This window comes from Aromatoleum bremense (genome assembly GCF_017894365.1).
In the GTDB taxonomy this organism is placed as follows: domain Bacteria; phylum Pseudomonadota; class Gammaproteobacteria; order Burkholderiales; family Rhodocyclaceae; genus Aromatoleum; species Aromatoleum bremense.
The window spans coordinates 1770714-1791632 of the sequence record NZ_CP059467.1 but is presented as its reverse complement, the minus strand read 5'-3'; the positions used below and the strand labels follow the sequence as shown (position 1 = coordinate 1791632).

At 65.7% G+C, this 20919-nt stretch carries 16 protein-coding genes and 1 pseudogene; 7 read left to right on the top strand and 10 right to left on the bottom strand.

What is annotated here, in order from left to right:
• Positions 1-97 precede the first annotated feature (97 nt).
• Positions 98-685 (top strand): ProQ/FINO family protein, encoded by a 588-nt coding sequence (locus tag pbN1_RS08480; RefSeq protein ID WP_169204055.1) that lies wholly within the window; start codon positions 98-100, stop codon positions 683-685.
• A 92-nt stretch (positions 686-777) separates the two neighbouring features.
• Positions 778-1428 carry a mechanosensitive ion channel family protein gene (locus pbN1_RS08475; RefSeq protein ID WP_244857211.1) on the top strand — a complete coding sequence of 217 codons (651 nt, stop codon included), beginning with the start codon at positions 778-780 and terminating at the stop codon, positions 1426-1428.
• 61 nt (positions 1429-1489) lie between these two features.
• On the opposite strand, the pseudogene pbN1_RS20780 reads toward pbN1_RS08475, so the two are convergent.
• Positions 1490-1663, bottom strand: a pseudogene (locus pbN1_RS20780) (recombinase family protein); the annotation flags it as partial.
• A 95-nt stretch (positions 1664-1758) separates the two neighbouring features.
• Here pbN1_RS20780 and pbN1_RS08470 point away from each other — a divergent pair.
• Positions 1759-2571 (top strand): IS5-like element ISAzo23 family transposase, encoded by an 813-nt coding sequence (locus pbN1_RS08470; RefSeq protein ID WP_041646779.1) that lies wholly within the window; start codon positions 1759-1761, stop codon positions 2569-2571.
• Between the two features lie 6 nt (positions 2572-2577).
• Here the strand turns inward: pbN1_RS08470 and pbN1_RS08465 are convergent, their stop codons facing one another.
• The 9 genes from pbN1_RS08465 to pbN1_RS08425 all read right to left on the bottom strand — a co-directional run bounded on the left by pbN1_RS08465 (position 2578) and on the right by pbN1_RS08425 (position 14768).
• Complete coding sequence (locus pbN1_RS08465) at positions 2578-3294, bottom strand: M48 family metallopeptidase (RefSeq protein WP_169203475.1); 717 nt, start codon at positions 3292-3294, stop codon at positions 2578-2580.
• Entirely contained in the window at positions 3294-6413 is a 3120-nt protein-coding gene (locus tag pbN1_RS08460; RefSeq protein ID WP_169203476.1) for a type I restriction endonuclease subunit R, read from the bottom strand. Before pbN1_RS08460 ends, pbN1_RS08465 begins: the two co-directional genes overlap by 1 nt.
• Positions 6410-7909, bottom strand: coding sequence for a Fic family protein (locus pbN1_RS08455; protein ID WP_169203477.1), 1500 nt, complete (start codon positions 7907-7909; stop codon positions 6410-6412). Before pbN1_RS08455 ends, pbN1_RS08460 begins: the two co-directional genes overlap by 4 nt.
• Positions 7906-9156 (bottom strand): restriction endonuclease subunit S, encoded by a 1251-nt coding sequence (locus tag pbN1_RS08450; RefSeq protein WP_169203478.1) that lies wholly within the window; start codon positions 9154-9156, stop codon positions 7906-7908. The genes pbN1_RS08455 and pbN1_RS08450 overlap by 4 nt, the downstream gene beginning before the upstream one ends.
• The gene (locus pbN1_RS08445; RefSeq protein ID WP_169203479.1) at positions 9147-11561 is read right to left on the bottom strand and encodes a type I restriction-modification system subunit M; all 2415 of its coding nucleotides are present in this window, start codon (positions 11559-11561) and stop codon (positions 9147-9149) included. The genes pbN1_RS08450 and pbN1_RS08445 overlap by 10 nt, the downstream gene beginning before the upstream one ends.
• A 109-nt stretch (positions 11562-11670) precedes the next feature.
• The gene (locus pbN1_RS08440; RefSeq protein WP_169203480.1) at positions 11671-13308 is read right to left on the bottom strand and encodes an ATP-binding domain-containing protein; all 1638 of its coding nucleotides are present in this window, start codon (positions 13306-13308) and stop codon (positions 11671-11673) included.
• Between the two features lie 61 nt (positions 13309-13369).
• A complete protein-coding gene (locus tag pbN1_RS08435; protein WP_169117334.1) occupies positions 13370-13876 on the bottom strand; it encodes an Hsp20/alpha crystallin family protein in 507 nt (168 codons plus the stop codon).
• A gap of 34 nt (positions 13877-13910) precedes the next feature.
• Positions 13911-14288, bottom strand: a complete 378-nt coding sequence (locus tag pbN1_RS08430; protein WP_169203481.1) for an Hsp20/alpha crystallin family protein — start codon at positions 14286-14288, stop codon at positions 13911-13913.
• 27 nt (positions 14289-14315) lie between these two features.
• Positions 14316-14768 (bottom strand): Hsp20/alpha crystallin family protein, encoded by a 453-nt coding sequence (locus pbN1_RS08425; protein ID WP_169117336.1) that lies wholly within the window; start codon positions 14766-14768, stop codon positions 14316-14318.
• Positions 14769-14975: 207 nt separating this feature from the next.
• Here pbN1_RS08425 and pbN1_RS08420 point away from each other — a divergent pair, with 207 nt between their 5' ends.
• From pbN1_RS08420 to recC, 4 genes are all read left to right on the top strand, one after another.
• The gene (locus pbN1_RS08420; RefSeq protein ID WP_169117337.1) at positions 14976-15926 is read left to right on the top strand and encodes a DnaJ C-terminal domain-containing protein; all 951 of its coding nucleotides are present in this window, start codon (positions 14976-14978) and stop codon (positions 15924-15926) included.
• Between the two features lie 275 nt (positions 15927-16201).
• Positions 16202-17020 carry an NAD(P)/FAD-dependent oxidoreductase gene (locus pbN1_RS08415; RefSeq protein WP_244857210.1) on the top strand — a complete coding sequence of 273 codons (819 nt, stop codon included), beginning with the start codon at positions 16202-16204 and terminating at the stop codon, positions 17018-17020.
• On the top strand, positions 16975-17451 hold the full coding sequence (locus tag pbN1_RS20775) for an NAD(P)/FAD-dependent oxidoreductase (RefSeq protein ID WP_244857209.1): 477 nt from the start codon (positions 16975-16977) through the stop codon (positions 17449-17451). The genes pbN1_RS08415 and pbN1_RS20775 overlap by 46 nt, the downstream gene beginning before the upstream one ends.
• A 92-nt stretch (positions 17452-17543) precedes the next feature.
• On the top strand, positions 17544-20918 hold the full coding sequence (recC, locus tag pbN1_RS08410) for an exodeoxyribonuclease V subunit gamma (protein WP_169203486.1): 3375 nt from the start codon (positions 17544-17546) through the stop codon (positions 20916-20918).
• The last annotated feature ends 1 nt before the right edge of the window (position 20919 follow it).

Genomic DNA, 20919 nt, shown 5'->3' with positions numbered 1-20919 from the left:
CACCCTGCCTGCGATTGCATATCCGCTGGCACGAGCGGCGGACGTTTCATGAGATCATGCGTGACTCCTTCCGCCGCCGAAGCATCCCTGTGCCCGCATGACTACCGAAACCCATCCCGAAGCGCAGCTTGACGCGCAACCCGCCGATATCGAAACGCAAACCGCCGAAACCGAGGCACCGACCGTCGGAACCGAGGCGCAAACCGCCCAAGCCGAAGCGCGAACCGTCGAAAGCGAAGCGCAAGCGGCACCGCCGGCCGCGACGAAGCGCTCGCAGATCGACGCACGCGGCCTGCTGCTGAAGCTGCAGGAAGCCTCGCCGACTTTCCGCGACGTCAAGCCGCTCGCGCTGCGCATCGACAAGGCCATCGCCGCCCGCTTCCCCGACCTCGACCGCAAGGTGATCCGCAGCGCGATGCGCCTGCACACTGCCTCGACGCGCTACCTGAAAGTCATGGAGAAGGCGACGGCGCGCTTCGACCTCGACGGCAAGCCGGAAGGCGAAGTCACCGAAGAGCAGCGCGTGCACGCGAAGCAGACGCTGAAGGAGCGCTTCGCCGAGTCCGCGAAGCGCAAGAAGGACGCGCTCGACGCCGAAAAGGCGAAGCGCGAGGCCGAGGAGGCCGAACGCCGCAAGGCCGAGAAGCTGCAGCAGTTGCTGGGGAAGTTCGCGAAAAAGGGCTAAAGCCGGGCGCGTCGCTTTCCGCTGCGCCCGGGGCGCAGCCTAGCTGCCAATCTCGGGGGTAGGGCGCGGTGCCTCCCTAATGAGGTTGATCCGTGCCCGCGCGGCAGCGCCCGGAGCCGGTCGACTACAATCTGCGCCTCGCGGCCGGTGCCCGGGTCGCAGTTCAGATCCTTCCGACGCCGATGACCGAAATTCTTCCCCAATGGGTCCTTCCCTGGCTCGCCACCATCACCCTCGGCCTGCAGGTCGTTCTGATCTTCGTCGGCGCGGGCGTGCTGCGCATGGTAGTGAAACGCCTGATCCGGCAGATCGGCGAGCGTTACAGCCTGCCGGCAGAAATGGTCATCGGCGCCCGCAGAGGGAGCACGTTCCTCATCTACTCCGGCGCGCTGCTGCTGATCCTTGATCGCGTCGGCGTATCGGCCACCGTCCTGTGGACGGCGCTGACGGGCTTCGCCGCCGTTGCAGCGGTGGCCTTCTTCGCCGCGTGGAGCGTGCTGTCCAACATCTTCTGCGCGCTGCTGATCCTCACCGTCCGGCCGTTTCGTCTTTTCGATCAGATCGAGGTGCTGGAAAACGGCGAAAAACCCGGCCTCAAGGGCCGCGTGATCGATATCAACCTGATCTACACGACATTGCAGGAAATCCCCGTCGAACAGACCGAAACGGTCCTGCGAGTGCCGAACAGCCTTTTCTTCCAACGCACGATCCGCTGCTGGAAGCGGACCGGGGAAGGGGGATGAGTCGATTTCGCGCACCGTGCCCGGCGCGTGTCGGTGCAGGGGTGCGGCCAGTTCGATGAACTGCTGCGGCTTGCGCCTTGGCCAAGCCGAGACGGTCGGCTCGTGTGCCACTCCCCTTGTCCTCAAAGGACGCCTTGCATCCGCCGGCCTTGATCAGCGCATCCCGCTGTAGTCCAAGGTTCTGATCCTGCGCCAATACGCGCGCATAATCTTGACTCGGACTGAGTCTGGTCATCTCTGAATACTACAGCGCCAAGGATCCTCGTTCCCGGTTGTCTAGAGCGTGTTATGAACTTATGCAGCTGATATAGTTGATGTTTTTTGATCACTGTGAGCAGAAAACCCTACCCGAGCGATGTCAGTGAAGAGGAATGGCATTTCGTGGCGCCGTATCTGACGCTGATGACCGAGCAGGCGCCGCAGCGCAGCTACCCCTTGCGCGAAGTGTTCAACGCGTTGCGCTGGCTGGCTCGGGCCGGCGCGCCATGGCGACTCTTGCCGAATGATTTTCCGCCCTGGCAGATGGTGTATCAGCAGTTTCGCCGCTGGAACGATGCGGGCTGTTTCGAGGCGATGGTGAGCGACATGCGTTCGATCATCCGAGTCGGCGACGGTCGCAAGGCCCAGCCCAGTGCCGTGATTCTCGATGGGCGAACGCTGCAAAGCAGCTGCGAAAGCGGGCCGCGTGCCGGCTACGACGGCTACAAGCGGCGTCGGGGCAGCAAAGTACATATGGCCGTGGATACGCTGGGGCAACTCATTGCGCTGACCGTCACGCCGGCCAATGAACAGGAGCGCGCGCAGGTCAAGGACCTGTGCGAGGCGGTGCAGCAAGCCACGGGCGAAACGGTCAAAGTGGCGTGGGCCGACCAGGGCTACACGGGCGACGAAGCTCGGAAAGCGGCCAAGGCGGCGGGTATCGATCTTCAAATCGTCAAACTTCCCGAGGCGAAGAAGGGATTTGTATTGCTGCCCCGACGCTGGGTCGTCGAGCGCAGTTTCGGGTGGCTGTCCCGATTCAGACGACTGAGTCGGGATTTCGAGCGGATGCCGCAAGTGCTGGCCGGATTGCATTTCGTCGTCTTCTGCATCCTCATGCTGCCCAAGGCCGCGTTCTGGCTGGCACTGGAAGCAAGTTCATAACACGCTCTAATATCCCCATTCCTCATGCCGCACCGGCAGCTGGTTTAGCTGCTTGCGCAGGTGCTCCCATTGCGGCAGGAAGAGTGCCATCAACGCCGTGAAACGGGCGTTGTGAGTCGGCTCCAGCAGGTGCGTCATCTCGTGCACCAGGATGTATTCGAGGCACTGCGCTGGTTTCCTGGCGAGGTCGGTATTGAGGCGGATCGCGCGCGACGCCGGGTTGCAGCTTCCCCACTTGGTCTTCATGCGCTGCACGAATACGCGCCCGACCTTTACGCCCATCACGGGCTCCCACTTGGCAATCAGCTCGGGCACGGCAGCGCGGATCTGCTCGCGATACCAAGCCTCCAGAATCGCCTGGCAGTGCGCCTCGTCCGTGCCGGGGCGCACTTGCATCACCAACTTGCTGTGCTCGAGCTCGATGGAGGGCGCACCGTCCTTCTCGACGCGCTCGAGCAGGTAGCGCCTGCCCCAGACGTAGTGGCTTTCGCGATCGAGGTATTCGCGCGGTGCTTCCCGCTCCTGCGCCTGCATCTTGCGCTGCTGGCTCCTGATCCAGGCGAGCTTCGAGATTGCGAAGACACGGATCGTGTCCAGGTTCATGTGCAACGGCGCGGCAATGCGGACCTTGCCCTGCGGTGGCAGCACGCTCAAGTGCAGGTTCTTGATGTCCTTCCTGATCACTTCGATCTGCATGTCGCCCAGATCGACTCGCGCCGCCATCAGTACTCCTTCTGCGCAAAGATGATCGGGTAGAGGCGATTCACGACGTCGATGTCTCTGAGCACTTCGTAGAGGGCCTGTTTCACCATCTGCTCGCGCGCAGACACGCCGCGCCAGCCGTCTGGCCGCTTCTGCTTCACCACCTCGTCGATCCTCAGGGCCAGTCCAAGTGCGGGGTCCTGGTCGCCGTAGGACGCACGACATTGGGCTGCGTTGTTCGCCGGCGCGTGATCCTTCAAGTTGTTGTAGAGCGCCAACCGCCCCGGCGTATTGAGCTGCTCAGGGGCATCGTGCGCCTTGCCGGCCTGCACCTTGGCGGCCAGTTCGGCGATGCGCTTCAGGTATTCCTCGTACTCGATAGCCTTTTCCTTGCGCAGCTTGATGATCTCGTCGAGCAGCGCGGACATCTTCTCGTAGTACGCGGGGTCGGTCAGGTGCTCCTTGATGACCTTGCTGCGGACATTGTTCTCGATGCTCTCCGCAATCGCGTCCTTGTTGCCCTTGAGCCCGCCGAGCTGGCTGGCGATGGCGCTCGCGATGCCCGTGTTCACGATCAGGTCGAGCAGGCCCATGTTGTCGAAAGGCGAAATCTTGCGCGGCGCCGAGGCCTCGATGTAGGTGTCGATCAGGTGGCGCATGTCGGCCTCGAAGGGCTTGAGGTCGAGCGTTTCCCCGGCGGCCTTGCGCACGATCTCGCGCAGGTCGAGATAGTGCTTTTGCATGCGCTTGAGGCGTTCGATGTCAGCGGCGCCATAGCCCGCCGGCTCCAGTTCGTCGGCGATGTTCGCATAGGCGCGGATCAGCGCCACCACGCCCTTGTAGAGCGCCGCACGGCGCGGCCCGCGCTCGGCCAGATCGGAGGGCATCTCGGTGTTGCCGCAGAAGTAGTGGATGTACTCCAGCTCGGTCCTGGGCGGCTCGACCGGTTCACACAGCAGCGCCAGGGCTTCGAGCGCCGCATCCAGTCGCTCGCGGCCCAGCTTCAGGCGATCCTTCACCATCACCTCGGGGTCGGCGCCGCCCGCGCTGTGGTCCAGCTCGGACGTGTAGACCGCAATCGCGTTCTCGACCTTGTTGAACAGATCCTTGTAATCGACGATGTAGCCGAAGTCCTTGTCCTCGCCGTCGAGACGGTTGGTACGGCAGATGGCCTGGAACAGCCCATGGTCCTGCATCGACTTGTCGATGTAGAGATAGGTGCACGGCGGCGCGTCGAAGCCGGTCAGCAGCTTGTCCACCACGATCAGGAGCTTCATGTTGGCCGGCTCCTTGATGAACAGCGCCTTGACCTTCTCTTCGTAGGTCTCGGTCCTGGTCATGCCGGAACTGGCCTCGACGTCCTTCAGCAGCTCGGTGTAGGTGTTGTAGATGAACTGCTTGTCGGTCTCGGTGTTGGCGCCGATTTCCTCCAGCGTCACATCCTTCGCCTGCGGGTTGTACGAGGTCACCACCGCGCAGCGCCCCTTGAACGGCGTCTTCCGGAATAGCGCGAAGTACTTGCATGCCTCGTAGATGCTGGAGGCCACCAGGATCGCGTTGCCGCGCTCGCTCGACAGGCGCGGCTTGACGGCGAAGTCGAAGATGACGTCGGCCACCACGCGGTCCATGCGCGCCTTCGAACTGAGCACGTTCTGCATCGTGCCCCACTGCTTCTTCAGCTCGTCCTTCTGCCAGTCGTTCAGCCCCTTGGTCTTGGTCTCGAACCATTGGTCGATCTGCTCGCTGGCGCCCAGCTTCTGGTCGATGTCGCGGGCCTCGTACACCAGGTCCAGCACCACGCCATCCTCCACCGCCTCGCTGAACTTGTAGGTGTGGATGTAGCCGCCGAACACTTCCAGGCTCGTCGCCTTGTCCTGCTTCAACAGCGGCGTGCCGGTGAAACCGATGAAGACGGCATGGGGCATCATCGCCTTCATCACCCGATTCAGCCTGCCGCTCTGGGTGCGGTGGCATTCATCCACGAACACGAACACCTCGCCCACCGTCGGGCTGGGCTGCGCCTCGAGCTCCTTGATGAAGGCGTCGAACTCGCGATCCTTCCTGCCGCGCGCATCCGGCCCGAACTTGTGCACCAGCGAGCACAGCAGCCGCGGCGTCGCCTGCCCGAGCTGGCGCATCAGGTCGCGTCCGCTGCTGCTGCGGCAGATGGTCTCGCCGGCCTCGGTGAACACGCGCTCGATCTGCTTGTCCAGCTCGTCGCGGTCGGTAATGATCGCCACGCGCGCATGCGGGTTGGTCTCTAGAATCCACTTCGCCAGCAGCACCATCAGGATGCTCTTGCCCGCGCCTTGGGTGTGCCAGATGATGCCGCCCTTCTTCTGCCGCACATGTTGCTGCGCGGCCTTGATGCCGAAGTACTGATGCACGCGCGGCAGCTTCTTCACGCCGCCGTCGAACAGCACGAAATCGTGCAGCAGCTCGATCAGCCGCTTCTTTTCGCACATCTTCAGCAGGTACTTGTCGAGCTTGAAGCGGCTGTTGTCGCCCTCGTCTTCCTTCCACTTCAGGAAGTACTTTTCCTCGGTCTTGATGGTGCCGTACTGCAAGCCCTCGGAATCGTTGCCGGCGAAGACGAACTGCACCGTGCTGAAAAACCACGCGTTGAATTCGGGCAGCTGGTTGGAGAGGCTCTGGCGGATGCCGTCGCCGATGCTGACCCGGCTGCTCTTCAGCTCGAGCACGCCGATCGCGATGCCGTTCAGATAGAGCACGACATCCGGCCGGCGTTCATGGCCGCCTTTCAGCGTCACCTCTTCGGCCAGCGCGAAGTCGTTCTTCTGCGGTTCGCGCCAGTCGATCAGGTGCACCGTCTCGGTCGGCTTGCCGGCTTCGGTCTTCACCGGCACGCCGTAGCGCAGCAGGCCGTACACCGCCTGGTTGTTGCCGTAGAGCGTGCGGCCGTGGTTGTCGGCCTCGCGGCGCAAGATGTCGAGCGCCCGGCTGATCTGGGCGGGCGCGTAGCCGGCGCCGCTCAGCCAGGCCGTCAGCAGGCCTTCCTCGATGTTGCTGTTGCCCGCCCGGTCGCTCCAGTCGCCCAGGTAGCGATACTGCAACTCGTCCTGGAACAGGGCGGTGACGCGGTTCTGCGTGGCGCGTTCGGGTTTGCCGATGTCGCTCATGACCGTTCCTTCTGCGTCAAGCCCGCCCACAAGGCTTTGCCGGCGTCTGTTAGTCGATATTGCTGCAAGCGGCTGCCAGGTTTATCGGGCAGGGTCATTTCGATCAAACCTTGCTGCAAGGCCGGACGCAGGTAATTCTCGCGGAATGTTGGCCGGTGCCTGAGCCCCAGCCGATGCTGGATTTCCGAAGGCGCGAGGGCGGCAGTACCAATCGCCAGGACCACGCGATGCAGGGAATCACCCGCCGACCCAGTCACCGACCCAGTCACCGACCTAGTTACCGACCCAGTTACCGACCCAGTTACCGACCCAGTCACAACTTTCCCGGTGGCTTCCCCGGTCTGCTCCAACAGCGCCTTCGCCGTATGGTCGCCCAAAGCCGCCGCCAAATGTGCCGGATTCGCCCGAAAGGTCAGCATCAGGCCGGACATGTCGAAATCATAGTTTGGAGGATCGATGCCGTGCGCGCGACATTCGCTGGCGATTTTCTCGATGCCACGGCCCCAGGACTCGATATAACCCGCGCGAAAAAAGGCCGATGCCAGCAAGGGGTTGAACGGATTGGACGGGTGCTTCCCCAGCAGCTTGTCCAGTGTCCAGCGCTCGGGCAACTGGCCCGAATTCCAGATCACGATCTGATGTTCATACACGCTGATCTGGATCGGGATGCCGCTGCTGTAGTCCTTGTGGATCACGGCATTGAGCAGCGCCTCGCGCAAGGCCTGCCGGGGAAACAGGAAAGTCTCCAGACGCTGCAAGCCCTCGTAGCTGATATAGGCCTTCAGGTACTTGGTGTGCAGAAGCTCCAGCGTCTTTTCCACTTGCGCAAACAGGTCGCCGTGGATTTCGTCCTGATAACGCAGGTCGTCATCGGTGACGAAAAAGCCGATCTTGATCCAGGCGCCAAGCACAAAACGCTCCGGCTGCCGGCCGAACAACAGCGCGGTTGCCCGTTTCAGATACGCGCCTTCCTGCAGCTGCAAGCTGGCCAGCAGCGCCGCGTCGGTGTCAGAAAGCACGGCCTCATCCACCCGCCCGCTCTTGGCAGCCTTGCCTCTGAACCATTGCAGCGCAGAAGCCTGGCAATCGTCGAGCGACAGGCCGGGCAGCGGCACCCCATCCCAATGCAGGCCCTGCTTGCGCATCAGGAAGCGACTCAAGGCCGCACCCTTCAACTCCTGCTTCGTGCTGCCGCTGCGGTAGTGATACTCGCCCTTGTAGCTGACCGGGCTCGGGTAGGGATCGACGCGGATTTCGATCAACTCCTTGCCCGCCTCCACCAGCAGGTTCACATCGACCATGATGCCCAGCACGTCGCGCACCTTGTTCGGGATGTCTTCGAGCAGTTTCTTCGCCTCCTTGACGCCGACCGCCATGCCCTTGTCGTCGCGCCCGATCACCAGCACGCCGCCTTCGGCGTTGGCGAAGCCGCAGATCCATTTCAGGTATTCGTCGCGCCAGGACTCCTTCCACTCGATGTGCTGGTTCTCCTTCATACCAAGCGAATTCTCCCCGTCAGCAATTCCTGCATCATGCCCTGCTTGAGGCTGCGGGCCTTGGCGAGCTTGGTTTCGAGCGCGGCGATCTCGGCATCCATGTCGGAGAGGACGGTGGCAATGGCGGTTTGTTCTTCAACGGTTGGCGGCATGGGCACTGCAGTGGAATTGATCAGCCCAGTGTTGAGGTTCATCTGCGACCCCGTCTGACCATGGCGCGACCAATCGTCTTCTATGGAACTCAGCATGTAGTACAAGAATTTCTGATCGGCCAAGAGCTTGTCAAACACGACGAAGCCATCGTGAATGCAGGTGTCGATTTTCGTAATGATTGGTCGACCTACCGTCGCGCAGATGCTCATGATCAGACTGTCTTTAGCAACGGGACGACTATGCTGAATTCCTTGAGCCGACAAACGCTGGGTGGTTTCCGTGAGGTGCATGCCGGCCTGTGTTACATCGGAAATTCTCACCCAGCCCACTGACGAGTTTTCATCGAACCAAACTGGGCTGTCGATAGGGCGTGGAGATGCCCCGCGCTGGATGCTCGCAAGTTCCCCCAACCGCTTCACCGCCCACCCTCCCGCAAACCCCGGCAGGCGCTTTTGGCCGGTGAGCAGTTCCTGCATCGCGCCTTGCTTGATCTGGCGCTTCTTGGCGAGCAGTTGTTCCAGCGATTCGATCAGCGCATCCGCATCGCTCAGGGCTTCGGCGATGGCTTGTTGTTCGGCCTTAGAGGGGGGAACCGGAAGGAGCACACCCACCAAATCGGACTTCTTGACATGTACGAACGATGCCTTAAAGCCGTGCGCCTGTTTTTCAATCTGCTCCTGAACCTTGCGAAGTACGAGAAACGCATAGCTCATTGTCAAGTTTTTGAGATTCGGAACTACCTTGAATATGTGCTGATTTAGTACCCCAGTCGGACCACCCCAAAGACGGGCTCCGAAGGATGTTCCTGTTGTGCCCGACCAAGCAAAAAGCAGGTCTCCAGGCTCAATTCGATGTCGTTCTTCTATTGGACCGGCGAAATAGTTGAAGGCGGATTCCGTATCGTTCAAATTCTGAATCCGGATGATTGGCAGGCCACTTTGTTGCCATTCATCTGGCCGAAATGCGCGGCCATTGATTAACCGCAAGGATTCACCAATGGTTTTCACTTCCCATTCCTCGGGAATCACCCCCACCTCAGTCTGCTTGTAGGCAGGCTTCGCCAAATATTTGGCGCTGGGTTCCATCACTTCCATGCGAACCCCATTTTCTCGAGGTGGCGGCCCACACGGGCTTCCAGTTCCGCGACGCGCCCGGCCATCTGCGGCAGCGGCGTCTCATAGCGTTCGGCGAGTTCCTTGACGCGCCGGGTCAGCGACTGGCTGACGCGATCCATCTCGCCGTGAATCGCTGCATCCAGCGCGGCCAGCCATTTGTCATCGACCACGAAGCTCTTGATCTCGGCCTCGCCGAGCCTGGGATAGTGGGCGTAGGCCAGCGCATCGAGCTCGGCCTCGGCGTCCCTGAGGCGCTTCTTGAGCGCGGCCTCGTTCGCCGCGAGTTGCAGCCATTGCTCGAGCACGGCGAGTTCGTCGGCGGCGTCGGCGTCCTTGCCGCCCAGTTTCCCGATTTCCCTGATGCGTTCCTTGACGCCGGCGGCGTTGATCTTGTCGAAGCCGGCGAACACGCCGTCCTCGCCGCCGTGTTCCTCTTCGAGTTCGGCGAGCTCGGCGGCAGCCGCTTCGAGGTCGGCGCCCAGTTGCTCGATTGCAACCTGCTCGGCGGCGAAGTAGCGGGCGACGAGGTAGCGCTTGGGCACGAGGTCGCAGGCCCAGCCCTTGTCCTTCTGCTTGCCTTTCTTGTCGGTCTCGATCACGCGGTAAGTTTCCGCCCGCCAGCCGTCGGCGGCGATCAGGTAACAGTCGTCCTGCATGGTCTCGGCCCAGTAGTCCAGCAGGTGCTGGTAGATGTCGTAGGGGTCGAGCAGCGGTCGGTCGGCGAACGCGTAGAGCAGGCTCTCCGACATCTCTTCGATCAGGTCTTTCGGGTGAAAGCCCGGCTCCAGGGTCTTGAGCACGGCGGCGCTTTGCGCGCACCACGTCGCGAAGTGCACATCGATGCCGGCCATGAAGGCCGCGAACTCGGCATGGCCGTGGATGGTGGACTTGATGGCGGATTTCTCCACCGCGAGGTCGAGGTAGCCCGGGCGTCGAGCCTTGAACAAGCTCGCCTTGAGCCGCGGGCAGACCGCCCAGTAGCGCGACAGCGCTTCGACGTCCGCGACCGGGATGCCGCCCTTCAGGTGGCCTTCGATGTCCTGCCGGTCTTCGGCTTCGCTGCTGTCGATGTAGCGCGGCAGGTTGAGGTTGTAGTCGTTCTTCTCGATCTCGGCCAGGCCGACCATGCGCGCGTACTTGGGGTCGCTGCCGTCCTGGCGCGTAAACACATCCACGATCTTGTGGATGTCCTGCTCACGCAGGCGGTTCTTGGGGCCATCCTTGATGTAGCCGCCGCTCGCGTCGACCATGAAGATGCCGCGCCTGGCCTGGGCATCTTCCTTGTCGATCACGACGATGCAGGCGGGAATGCCGGTGCCATAGAAGAGGTTGGCCGGCAGGCCGATGATGCCCTTGAGGTAGCCGCGCCTGACCAGGTTGCGGCGGATGTCGGCCTCGGCGTTGCCGCGGAACAGCACGCCATGGGGCAGGATGCAGGCGCCCTTGCCGGTGCTCTTGAGCGAACGGACGATGTGCAGCAGGTAGGCATAGTCGCCCTGCTTGGCCGGCGGCGCACCGAAGGTCTGGAAGCGGCCGAAGGGGTCGTGCAGCGGATCGAGTCCCGTGCCCCAGCGCTTGTCGGAAAACGGCGGATTGGCGACGACGTAGTCGAAGGTCTTGAGCGCTTCGCCATCCTTGAACTTGGGATCGGCCAGGGTGTTGCCCTGCATGATCAGCGCGCCGGGGTTGTCGTGCAGGATCATGTTCATGCGCGCCAGGCCGCTGGTCGCCGCATCCTTCTCCTGGCCGTAGAGCGTGACGTCGGCCTTGGCGGCGTCGCCCACTTTCAGCAGCAGCGAGCCCGAGCCGCAGGTCGGGTCGTACACGGTGGTGTCGTTGGTCGTGCCGGCGCCGCCGATGCCGATGATCTTGGCCATGATGCGGCTGACTTCGGCCGGGGTGTAGAACTGGCCCTTGCTCTTGCCGCTTTCGGTGGCGAAGTGGCGCATCAGGTATTCGTAGGCGTCGCCGAGGATGTCGTCGCCGTCGGCGCGGTTCTTCGAGAAATCCAGCGCCTTGTTCTCGAAGATGGCGATCAGGTTGGTGAGCCGATCGACCATCTCCTTGCCGCTGCCGAGCTTGGCGGCATCGTTGAAGTCCGGCATGTCGGCGAGCTTGTTGGCGTTCGCGAGCGGGGCAATGATCTTCTTGTTGATCTGGTCGCCGATGTCGGCCTGCCCTTTGAGCGCGACCATGTCGCGGAATGACGCGCCGGGCGGGATCTGGATCGGCGCGAAGGGGACTTCGGCGTACTTGTCGCTGACGTACTTGATGAACAGCATCACCAGCACATAGTCCTTGTACTGGCTGGCATCCATGCCGCCGCGCAGCTCGTCGCAGGACGCCCACAGGGAAGAGTAAAGCTCGGATTTCTTGATGGCCATGACGTTCTATCGATTTGTGGTCGCGAGCCCTTCGGCGCGCCCGCAAGGATACTGCGAGATCGCGCGCGTGGAGCGCCCGTCGGACGGGTTGATGGCGGCCGGGCCAGGGTCACTCCGTCCGCTGCGCGAGCAGCCGCGCTGCCCTCTCCGACGTGACCAGGATCAGCTTCATGCTCGCCCGCGTCGCGCCGACGAAGAGCTTGCGCACCGTCAGTTCGTCGAGCGCGTCGAAGTCGATCTCGGTGAAGATCACGCACGGCGCGGCCTGGCCCTTGAAGCGGTACACCGAGTCGATCAGGAAGTCGCCTTCCGAGTAGACCGGGTTGCCGAGCAGGTCGTAGCTGCCGGTGAAAGCTTTCAGGCGGTGGGCGCCGAGCCGCTCGTATGGCGTGAACAGCGAGTGCTCGCGACCGCGGAACGTGAGCGTCGCGATCATGCCGCGGCGAAAGCCGAGGCCGATCGCGCGGGTTATCGCGCGCTTGGTCTGCTCGACGAGCGCGGTCTCGTCTTTCCACGTCAGGATCTCGACCCCCGAGCCGCCGAGCGGGCTGGCGGCTTCGAGCGCGTGCGGCAGCGGCAGCGCGCGGTTCAGCGTATCGATGATGTCCGACGGGCTGCGGTAATTGCGCTCGCTCGTGATGCGCACCCAGCCCGGCAGCGCGGCCTCGGATCGGCCGTAGAGGTTCTGCAGCGGATCTTCGAGCCACCACGCGCGCCCGCCGGGGCGCAGCAGGCGCAGCAGCGCGTCGCGCCACTCGTCGCGGAAGTCCTGGCCTTCGTCGACGATCAGCTCGTCGAACCGCCAGTCCTCGCCGGGCTCGAGTTCGCGGAACGCCTGTTCGAGACGCGCGAACGCGTCCGGCTGCGAGAAGTCCGGCACTTTCCCGTGCGCGCGCAGCACGCGGTCGCACAGCTGATGGTACGTCGCGACGACGCCGCCGGACGGCGCGATCAGCGCGATGTGGTCGGCGAGCGGGCGGTTGTAGCAGACGTACAGCGGCCGGCGTCCGGCTGCGAGCGCGTCGCGCAACACCGCCATCGCGAGCTGCGTCTTGCCGCTGCCGGCGGTGCCGGTCACGCGCAGCCGGAACGGTTCCATGTCGATGCGCCGCGCCCATTCGGCGAGGCCGCCGGCGAGCCGCGTGTACAGCGCCTCGGCCTGGCCGATGAACGCATTGACGTCCGGCACGAGTTCGAGCTGGTCCGCGAGGAAGCGGTGGACGTTGTCGAGCACGACGCGGTCGCGCGGCCCTTCGCGCAACAGGCTCTGCACGATCGCGGCGAGATGTTCGCGCCGGCCGGCGTCGACGATCCGTGCCGGATCGACGCCGGCGCTGCCGGGCTGGCGGACGGTGTAGTCGGGACAGTACAGCAGCGTCTCGACGTCCGCCTGGTGGCCCTTGAGGAAAGCGGCGAGGCGTTCGCGCAACTGCCCGGCGCTGCGCGCCATCGCCACGCCGACGTGGCTCTTTTCCTTCGCGTAGGTCTTGACGAGTCCTTGCGGCGTCTCGTCGAGGAAGCCGGATTTTTGCTCGATCAGCAGCAGCCGCCCGGTCGGCCCGAGGACGACGAAGTCGATCGCGCCGAACAGCGCATGCTCGCGCTCGACACGCGTCCAATGCACGCCGTGATAGACCGCGTGGTCGTCCGGCAGGCCGGCGGCGAGCGTCGCGAGCGTGTCGAGCTCACGCGCGAGCCTGCCGCTCGCGGGCATCTGTCGCCATCCCTCCGGGTAAATGCGTGCCATCCGCTCGATCCGTCGCGTGTCGGGCAGCGGGCATGGTACTCCGGCCCGCCGCCCGTGCGCGTCAGCCGCTGCGGATCTCGATGCGCCGCGTTTTCGCGCGGGCGGCCTTCGGCAGCTCGATCCTGAGCACCCCGTTGCGGTAAGTTGCCTTCGCGCCGCCGGCCTCGACCGGCGACGGCAGCGGGATCGCGCGGTGGAAGCTGCCGTATGCGCACTGGCGTACGCGGTAGCGGCCTTCGGTCGCCTCGTGCTCGTAGCGCTTTTCGCCGCGAACGATGAGCACGTCGCTGCGCACCTCGAGGTCGAAGTCGTCCTTCTCGAGGCCGGGCGCCTCGACGCGCACGACGAGCTTGTCGTCGTCCTCGAAAACGTCGCCGGCGAGCAGCGCCCAGGTCGCCGCCGGGAACTGGGCAGATTCTGGCGCGCGCGCGTCGGCGGCGGACGCGGCCTTTCCCGGGCCGAAATGCGTCAGCGCGCCGGCAGCGCGATCGCGCAGCTGCCGCCATCCGTCGGCGACCGACTGCCATGCCTCCTCGAGACCGTGCTTGAACTCGGCCATCCTGTTCATCGTGACACCTCCTGTCGATCGTCGCGGCCCGCGCTCATACGATCTTGACCTCGATCTTGCGGGGCTGCGCGTGAGCGTGCTTCGGGATGCGCAGCGTCAGCACACCATCCTTGAACTGCGCGTTGACCTTGTCCGTGTCGAGCTCCGAACTCAGTGTGAAGGCGCGGCGGTAGCGCGGCAGGCGCAGCTCGGCATAGACCGCTTCCATGTTCGCGGGCGTCTCCGGCGAAATCTCGCCTTCGAGCTGCAGCGTGTCGCCTTCGACGCGCAGCGTCAGCTTGTCCTTCGCGACACCGGGCAGGTCGGCGAGCAGCGTGATGCCGGTGCCGTCCTCGAAGACGTCGACGCGTGGCAGCAGCGCGGGCGTGTCGCTCTGGCGTTCCGCTTTCGTGACTTCCTGCTTGTCGTTCATCTCAATGTCCTCCGTCCGTTCGATCGCTTACTTGATCTCGACGCGCTTCGGCTGCGCCGATTCGCGCCGCGAAACCGAGATGTGCAGCACGCCGTCGCGATAGTTCGCGGTGACGCGGTCCGGGTCGATGTCCTCGGGCAGGCTCACGGTGCGCCGGAAGCGCCCGGAGAAGCGCTCGGACGCATACACCGCCTGGCGCTCGTCGCCCGAAGGCAGCGCGCTCGGGCGCTCGCCCGATAGCGTCAGCACGCCGCGGTCGATCTGCACGTCGAGCTTCGACGGGTCGATGCCGGGAGCGAACGCGTAAATCTCGACCGAGCCGGGCGTGCTGCCGACGTTGATCGAGGGAAAGGTGCCGCTCGCGACGGCGCGGATGCTGCTCGGCTGGCCAACTGCGCCGAACGCCTGCTGCAATTCGCGCTGCAGGCGGTCGAAATCGGCGAACAGTCCGCCGGGGAAGTTCAGAAGCGACTCATACATGGCAACCTCCTTGATCCATCCAGGTTCAACTTGTCGCGGACTTTGCGATCCGCCGCAACCGGGCGGCGTCTCCGTCGCCCTGCACTCCCCATATGAGTTCGGAGCGACGGAGTTCAAGAGCCTTTTCAAGCCGTGCCGGCACCCCTATCTTGTAGTCAATATGCGGGGCGATTGCCACGCAGAAAATGATCTGGGAGATCGGAACGCATGGAATTCAGGGACTACTACCAGGTGCTCGGCGTCGGGCGCGATGCGTCGGCCGACGAGATCAAGCGCGCGTACCGCAAGCTCGCGCGCAAGTACCATCCCGACGTCAGCAAGGCGGCGGACGCAGAGCTGCGCATGAAGGAGGTCAACGAGGCGAACGCGGTGCTGTCCGATCCGGAAAAGCGCGCGGCGTACGACCAGCTCGGCCGCGGCTTCCGCGCCGGCCAGGATTTCCGGCCGCCGCCGGACTGGGACGCCGGCTTCGAGTTCACGCGCGGCGGGAGGGGAGGCGACGCGGGCGACTTCAGCGATTTCTTCTCGAGCCTGTTCGGCCAGATGGGGCAGGGCGGTCGCGGCGCGCAGTTCCACTCGCGCGGCTTCCACGCACGCGGCGAGGACCACCATGCGAAGGTCGTCATCGACCTCGACGACGCGTTCCACGGTGCGACGCGCGAGATCCGGCTGCGGGCGCCCGAGCTCGACCCGCAGGGCCATGTGACGACGCGAGAGCGCACGCTGCAGGTGCGCATCCCGAAGGGTGTGCGCGACGGCCAGCAGATCCGGCTCGCCGGACAGGGACGCCCGGGCGCCGGGGGCGGCCCGGCGGGCGACCTGTTTCTCGAAGTCCATTTTCGCCCGCACCCGCGTTACCGCGTCGACGGTCGGGACGTCTTCGAGACGGTGCCGGTCGCGCCGTGGGAGGCGGCGCTCGGCGCGTCGGTGGACGTGCCGACGCCAGCCGGCACGGTTTCGGTGCGGATTCCGCCGGGCTCGCAGAACGGTCGCAAGCTGCGGCTGAAGGGGCGCGGCATTCCGGGGACCGAGCCGGGTGACCTGTACCTCGTCCTCGACATCGTGCTGCCGCCAGCCGACACCGAAGCGGCGCGGCAGTTCTACGAGCGGATGGCGCGCGAGCTCGCGTTCAACCCGCGCCAGGGTCTGGGAGGCTGAGCGACGAGCCGACAGGGCGTCCCCTCACCGGCCTGCTGCTCGACGGGGCGGCGCTGACGCTCGACACCGAACCAACTCGCGCGCTGCGGAGGCGCTCGCACGGAGCGCAGTCGCGCATTGCTTAATTAATTAGATGTTCCTAATATACTTCATGGGTTGCCGCCGGATGCCGCCTCCGCGTCGTGTCGCAGCGCGCATGGCCACTCGTGCGCCCCCACCGGATCGGCGGGTTCGGGCGCCGCTCGTCGGCCGATCCGCGTACTCAGGGAGGAGACATGGCTCACATCGTCATTATCGGCGCCGGACTCGGTGGCTTGCCGATGGCTTACGAAATGCGCGAAGCCGCGCGCACGCAGGACCGGATCACCGTCGTCGCGAAGGATCCGCGCTTCCACTTCGTGCCGTCGAATCCGTGGATCGCCGTCAACTGGCGCAAGCGCGAGGATATCGAGGTCGACCCCGCGGCGGTGCTCGCGAAGAAGCATATCGACTTCATCCCGGTCGGCGTTCGCCGCGTCGAGCCGGCGGCGAACGCCGTCGAGCTCGATGACGGGCGGCGCCTCGACTACGACTTTCTCGTCATCGCTACCGGGCCGAAACTCGCGTTCGACGAGATCCCCGGGCTCGGTCCGCACGGCGGTTTCACGCAGTCGATATGCCATGTCGATCATGCGGTGCGCGCGGAGCACGCGTGGCAGGCGTTCGTGCAGGATCCCGGGCCGATCGTCGTCGGCGCGGTGCAGGGCGCGTCATGCTTCGGGCCGGCCTACGAGTTCTCGATGATCCTCGACGCGGACCTGCGCCGCCGCAAGATACGTGATCGCGTGCCGATGACGTTCGTCACCTCTGAACCGTACATCGGCCATCTCGGTCTCGGCGGCGTCGGCGATTCGAAAGGGCTGATGGAATCGATCTTCCGCGACCGCCATATCAAGTGGATCTGCAACGCGAAGGTCGAGCGCGTCGAGGACGGCAGGATGCACGTCATCGAGCATGACGAGGACGGCAAGGAGAAACGCCGCCACGAACTGCCCGGGGCGTGGAGGCGGTGTTCGGCATCGAAGGGCTCGTCAATCCGCGCGGCTTCGTGCTGATCGACAGGCATCAGCGCAACCCGAAGTATCCGAACGTGTTCGCGATCGGCGTCTGCGTCGCCATCCCGCCCGTCGAGGTGACGCCGGTCCCGACCGGCACGCCAAAGACCGGCTACATGATCGAGTCGATGGTGACCGCGACGGCGCAGAACATCCGGGCGCTGATCGACGGCCGCGAACCGGTCGAGACGGCGACGTGGAACGCGATCTGCCTCGCCGATTTCGGCGACACGGGCGCTGCTTTCGTCGCACTGCCTCAGATCCCGCCGCGCAACGTGAACTGGGTCGCGCACGGCAAGTGGGTGCACCTGGCGAAAGTCGGCTTCGAGAAATATTTCCTGCACAAGATGCGCAAGGGCACGACCGAGCCGATCTATGAAAAAGTCGTGCTGAAGGCGGTCGGCATCGGGAAGCTGCGCGAACACCCCTGAAGCTCCCGGCGGTGCCGCGCGCACCGCCGGCGCGACGCCGCAGCGCGCGGAGCGGGTAACATGACGCCCTGATCCGCCTCGCCTCCGTGCCGATGCTCTCGCTCGCCTTCTCGAACCGCTACGAAGTGCTCCTCGAAACGCTGCTCGCGCGCCTCGCCGACGAGCAGCCGGGGCCGTTCGGCATGCGCGAGATCGTCGTGCCGAGCGCAGCGCTGCGGCGCAGCGTCGAGCTTGCGGTCGCGCGGCGCGAAGGCGTCGCGGCGAACCTGCGCTTCTCGTACCTCGCGCAATGGCTGTGGAGCCAGATCGGCAAGGTGGTCGCGGTCGGGGAGCAATCGCCGTTCGCACCGGCGCTGCTCGTGTGGCGGATTTTCGAGCAGTTCCAGGATGCCGCCTGGACCGGCACGCACCCGCGGCTCGCGCGTTACCTCGGGACAGCCGACGCGACGATGCGCTTCGAGCTCGCCGAACGCGTCGCACGTGTCTTCGACCACTACCTCACGTACCGCCCGCGCTGGCTCGCCGAATGGTCCGCAGGGAGGATGGTCGCCGGCCTGCCGGAAGACGCGCGCGCCGATGAAGCCTGGCAAGCCGGGCTGTGGCGCCGGCTGACGGCGGAACTGGGGACGCGCAGCGAGCACCCGGCGGAAACTTTTTTCCGCGTGATCGCCGCAGCCGGCGATGCATTGCCCGGCATCCTGCCGGAGTCGGTGCACGTATTCTGCCTGCCGGCGATGCCGCCGCTGTACCGTGACGTGCTGCGCGAACTGTCGCAGCGGGTCGATGTGCGCCTGTACGTGCTCAATCCGTGCCGCGAATACTGGTTCGAGATCGTCGAGCCGCGACGTCTCGCCTGGCTCGCCGGCCAACAACAGGATCTCTATTTCGAATCCGGCAACCGGCTGCTCGCCGCGTGGGGACGGCAGACGCAGGCGCACATCGATTTGCTGTTCGAAGGCGAAGGGGCGCCGGAAATCGAGGACAGCCTGTTCGTCCCGGCCGGCGGCGCGAGCCTGCTCGCGCAGCTGCACGATGCGGTGCTCGACCTCGTCGATCTCGCGCCCGGCAGCATCGTGCTCGCCGACGACGACCGCAGCGTCGAGGTGCATGTGTGCCATTCGGCTACGCGCGAACTCGAAGTGCTGCACGACCGGCTGCTCGCGCTGCTCGCCGCCCCGGACGCGCCGCGGCCCGACGACATCCTCGTCGTCACGCCCGATCTCGACGCCGCGGCGCCGCTGATCGAAGCGGTGTTCGGCACCGCGCCGGCGTCGCGCCGCATTCCCTGGACGATCACCGGCCTCGGCCAGACGCGCATCAATCCGGTCGCGCGCGTGCTCGATGCCGCGCTCGCGCTCGCCGCGAGCCGCTTCCCGGCGAGCCGCGTGTTCGACCTGCTGCAGCAGCCGCCGGTCGCGCGCCGTTTCGGCCTCGATGGCGCGGATCTGGAGCAGGTGCATGAATGGCTGCGCGCGGCCGGCGTGCGCTGGGGGCTCGATGGCGCGCATCGCCGCCGGCTCGGCCTGCCGGGCGTCGACCGCCACAGCCTCGCCGAAGGCCTGCACCGGCTGTTTCTCGCCTATGCGCTCGGCGATGGAGGCGCAAGCCCCGGCGAGGAGGGCGATGTCGGTGGCCCGGTGCTGTTCGGCGGGCGCCTCGGCGCCGGCAATCCCGAAGGCGGCGAGGCGCTCGCATTGGGTCGCTTGTGGCGCTACGTCGAGACGCTGCAGTGGCTCGAGGCGGCGGCGCGCCGGCCGCACGACGCCGACGGCTGGCGCGCGCTGCTCGTCGAACTGCTCGACCGCCTGATCCCGCCCGACGCCGAGTGGGCCGACGACCGGGGCGCCGTGCTCGCGGCGAGCGCCGAGCTGCACGCGAACATGCAGGCCGGCGGGCTGCGCAGCCCGGTGCCGCTCGCGCTCGTGCATGACGCGCTCGCCGCGCTGCTCGATGATCCGGCGCGCGGCGGCGTGCCCGGCGGCGCGGTGACGTTTTCGGCGATGACGAGCCTGCGCAGCCTGCCGTACCGCGTGGTGTGCGCGATCGGCCTCGACGACGGCGCGTTCCCCGGCGCCGACCGGGCCGTGGAGTTCGACTTGATGGCGAAGCACGGCGCGCGCGGCGACCGCCAGCGCCGCGACGACGAGCGCAACCTGTTCCTCGACCTGCTGCTTGCCGCGCGCGAATGCCTGCATCTGTCGTACGCAGGCCGCAGCGTGCGCGACAACAGCGAAAAACCGCCTTCGGTGCTGGTGGACGAGCTGCTCGACTACGCCGCACGCGCGTGCGCCGCCGATCCGCTCGACGCGGCGTCGCACGTTGCTGCGCGGCGCCGGCTGACGGTCGTCCATCCGCTGCAGGCGTTCTCGCGCAACTATTTCATCGCCGACCCGCAGCGCGACGCGCGGCTCGCGAGCTTCAACGCCGAATACTGCGACGCGCTGCGTGCCCGCCTGCAGGCGGCGGCGCGCGGGCTGCCCGCTGCACGTTCGGTCTGCGGTGATAGCGGCAGCGAGCGCGACGAGGAAGACGGCTGCGAACCCGACGACGCCGGCGAGGCGCCGTTCTTCGTCGCGTCGCTGCCGCCGCCGCCCGACGAATGGCGAACGGTCGGGCTCGACCGGCTGATCCGCTTCTTCCGCAATCCGGTCCGCTTCCTGCTGCGCGAACGGCTCGGCGTGAGGGTGTCCGAAGGCGACGAGGAGCTCATCGACGACGAAGCGTTCCTGCCGGCGTGGCCGGAGCGCCAGGCGCTCGCCGAGCGGCTGCTGCCGGCGCTGCTCGCGGGGCGCAACCCGGACGCGGTGCGCAATCTCGCGCCCGCCGGCGGCGAATTCCCGGCCGGGCCGCTCGGCGAGCGCCTGCTCGAGCGCGAACTCGGCGTCCTCCAGGCCTATGCCGGCGGCCTGCGCACGGCGCTCGCGCCCGACCCGCTGCCGCCGCTGCAGGCGCACCTCGACTTCGACCTCGGTGGCGAACGCTGGACGCTCGACGCCGCGTTCGGCGACCTGCGCCCGGCCGGCCTCGTGCGCCACCGCTACGACGAGGCGCGCGCGAACGACTATGTCGCCGGCTGGATCGCGCATCTCGCGCTGTGCGCGGCCGCCCCCGACGCTGCGGAGCTGTGCACCGAATGGCATTCGCGCGATGGCGTCTATCGCCTGCGGCACTGCGACGACGCGCGCAGACAGCTCGCAGCGCTGGTTGCGCTGTACCGCGAAGGGCTGATGCGGCCGCTGCCGTTCTTCCCGAAATCGGCGTGGGCCTGGGTCGTCAATGACTGCAACCGCTACAAGGCGGAGCAGAAATGGAGCGGTGGCGGCCGGCCCGAGTTTGGCGAATGCCGCGACGCGGCGATCCGGCTCGCGTTCCGCGGGCTGCCCGACCCGCTCGGTGACGCGTTCTACGACCACGCCGCGACGGTGCTGCAGCCGCTCGTCGCGCATCTCGACGACCCGAGGCTGTGAC

Excerpts from the sequence above, each read along its gene's own strand:
- pbN1_RS08430 (WP_169203481.1), bottom strand. The coding sequence starts at position 14,288 with ATGAACGACAAGCAGGAAGTCACGAAAGCGGAACGCCAGAGCGACACG.
- pbN1_RS08445 (WP_169203479.1), bottom strand. The coding sequence starts at position 11,561 with ATGGCCATCAAGAAATCCGAGCTTTACTCTTCCCTGTGGGCGTCCTGC.
- recC (WP_169203486.1), top strand. The coding sequence starts at position 17,544 with ATGCTCTCGCTCGCCTTCTCGAACCGCTACGAAGTGCTCCTCGAAACG.
- pbN1_RS08460 (WP_169203476.1), bottom strand. The coding sequence starts at position 6,413 with ATGAGCGACATCGGCAAACCCGAACGCGCCACGCAGAACCGCGTCACC.
- pbN1_RS08480 (WP_169204055.1), top strand. The coding sequence starts at position 98 with ATGACTACCGAAACCCATCCCGAAGCGCAGCTTGACGCGCAACCCGCC.
- pbN1_RS08440 (WP_169203480.1), bottom strand. The coding sequence starts at position 13,308 with ATGGCACGCATTTACCCGGAGGGATGGCGACAGATGCCCGCGAGCGGC.
- pbN1_RS08415 (WP_244857210.1), top strand. The coding sequence starts at position 16,202 with ATGGCTCACATCGTCATTATCGGCGCCGGACTCGGTGGCTTGCCGATG.
- pbN1_RS08435 (WP_169117334.1), bottom strand. The coding sequence starts at position 13,876 with ATGAACAGGATGGCCGAGTTCAAGCACGGTCTCGAGGAGGCATGGCAG.
- pbN1_RS08455 (WP_169203477.1), bottom strand. The coding sequence starts at position 7,909 with ATGAAGGAGAACCAGCACATCGAGTGGAAGGAGTCCTGGCGCGACGAA.
- pbN1_RS08425 (WP_169117336.1), bottom strand. The coding sequence starts at position 14,768 with ATGTATGAGTCGCTTCTGAACTTCCCCGGCGGACTGTTCGCCGATTTC.
- pbN1_RS08450 (WP_169203478.1), bottom strand. The coding sequence starts at position 9,156 with ATGGAAGTGATGGAACCCAGCGCCAAATATTTGGCGAAGCCTGCCTAC.
- pbN1_RS08465 (WP_169203475.1), bottom strand. The coding sequence starts at position 3,294 with ATGGCGGCGCGAGTCGATCTGGGCGACATGCAGATCGAAGTGATCAGG.
- pbN1_RS08420 (WP_169117337.1), top strand. The coding sequence starts at position 14,976 with ATGGAATTCAGGGACTACTACCAGGTGCTCGGCGTCGGGCGCGATGCG.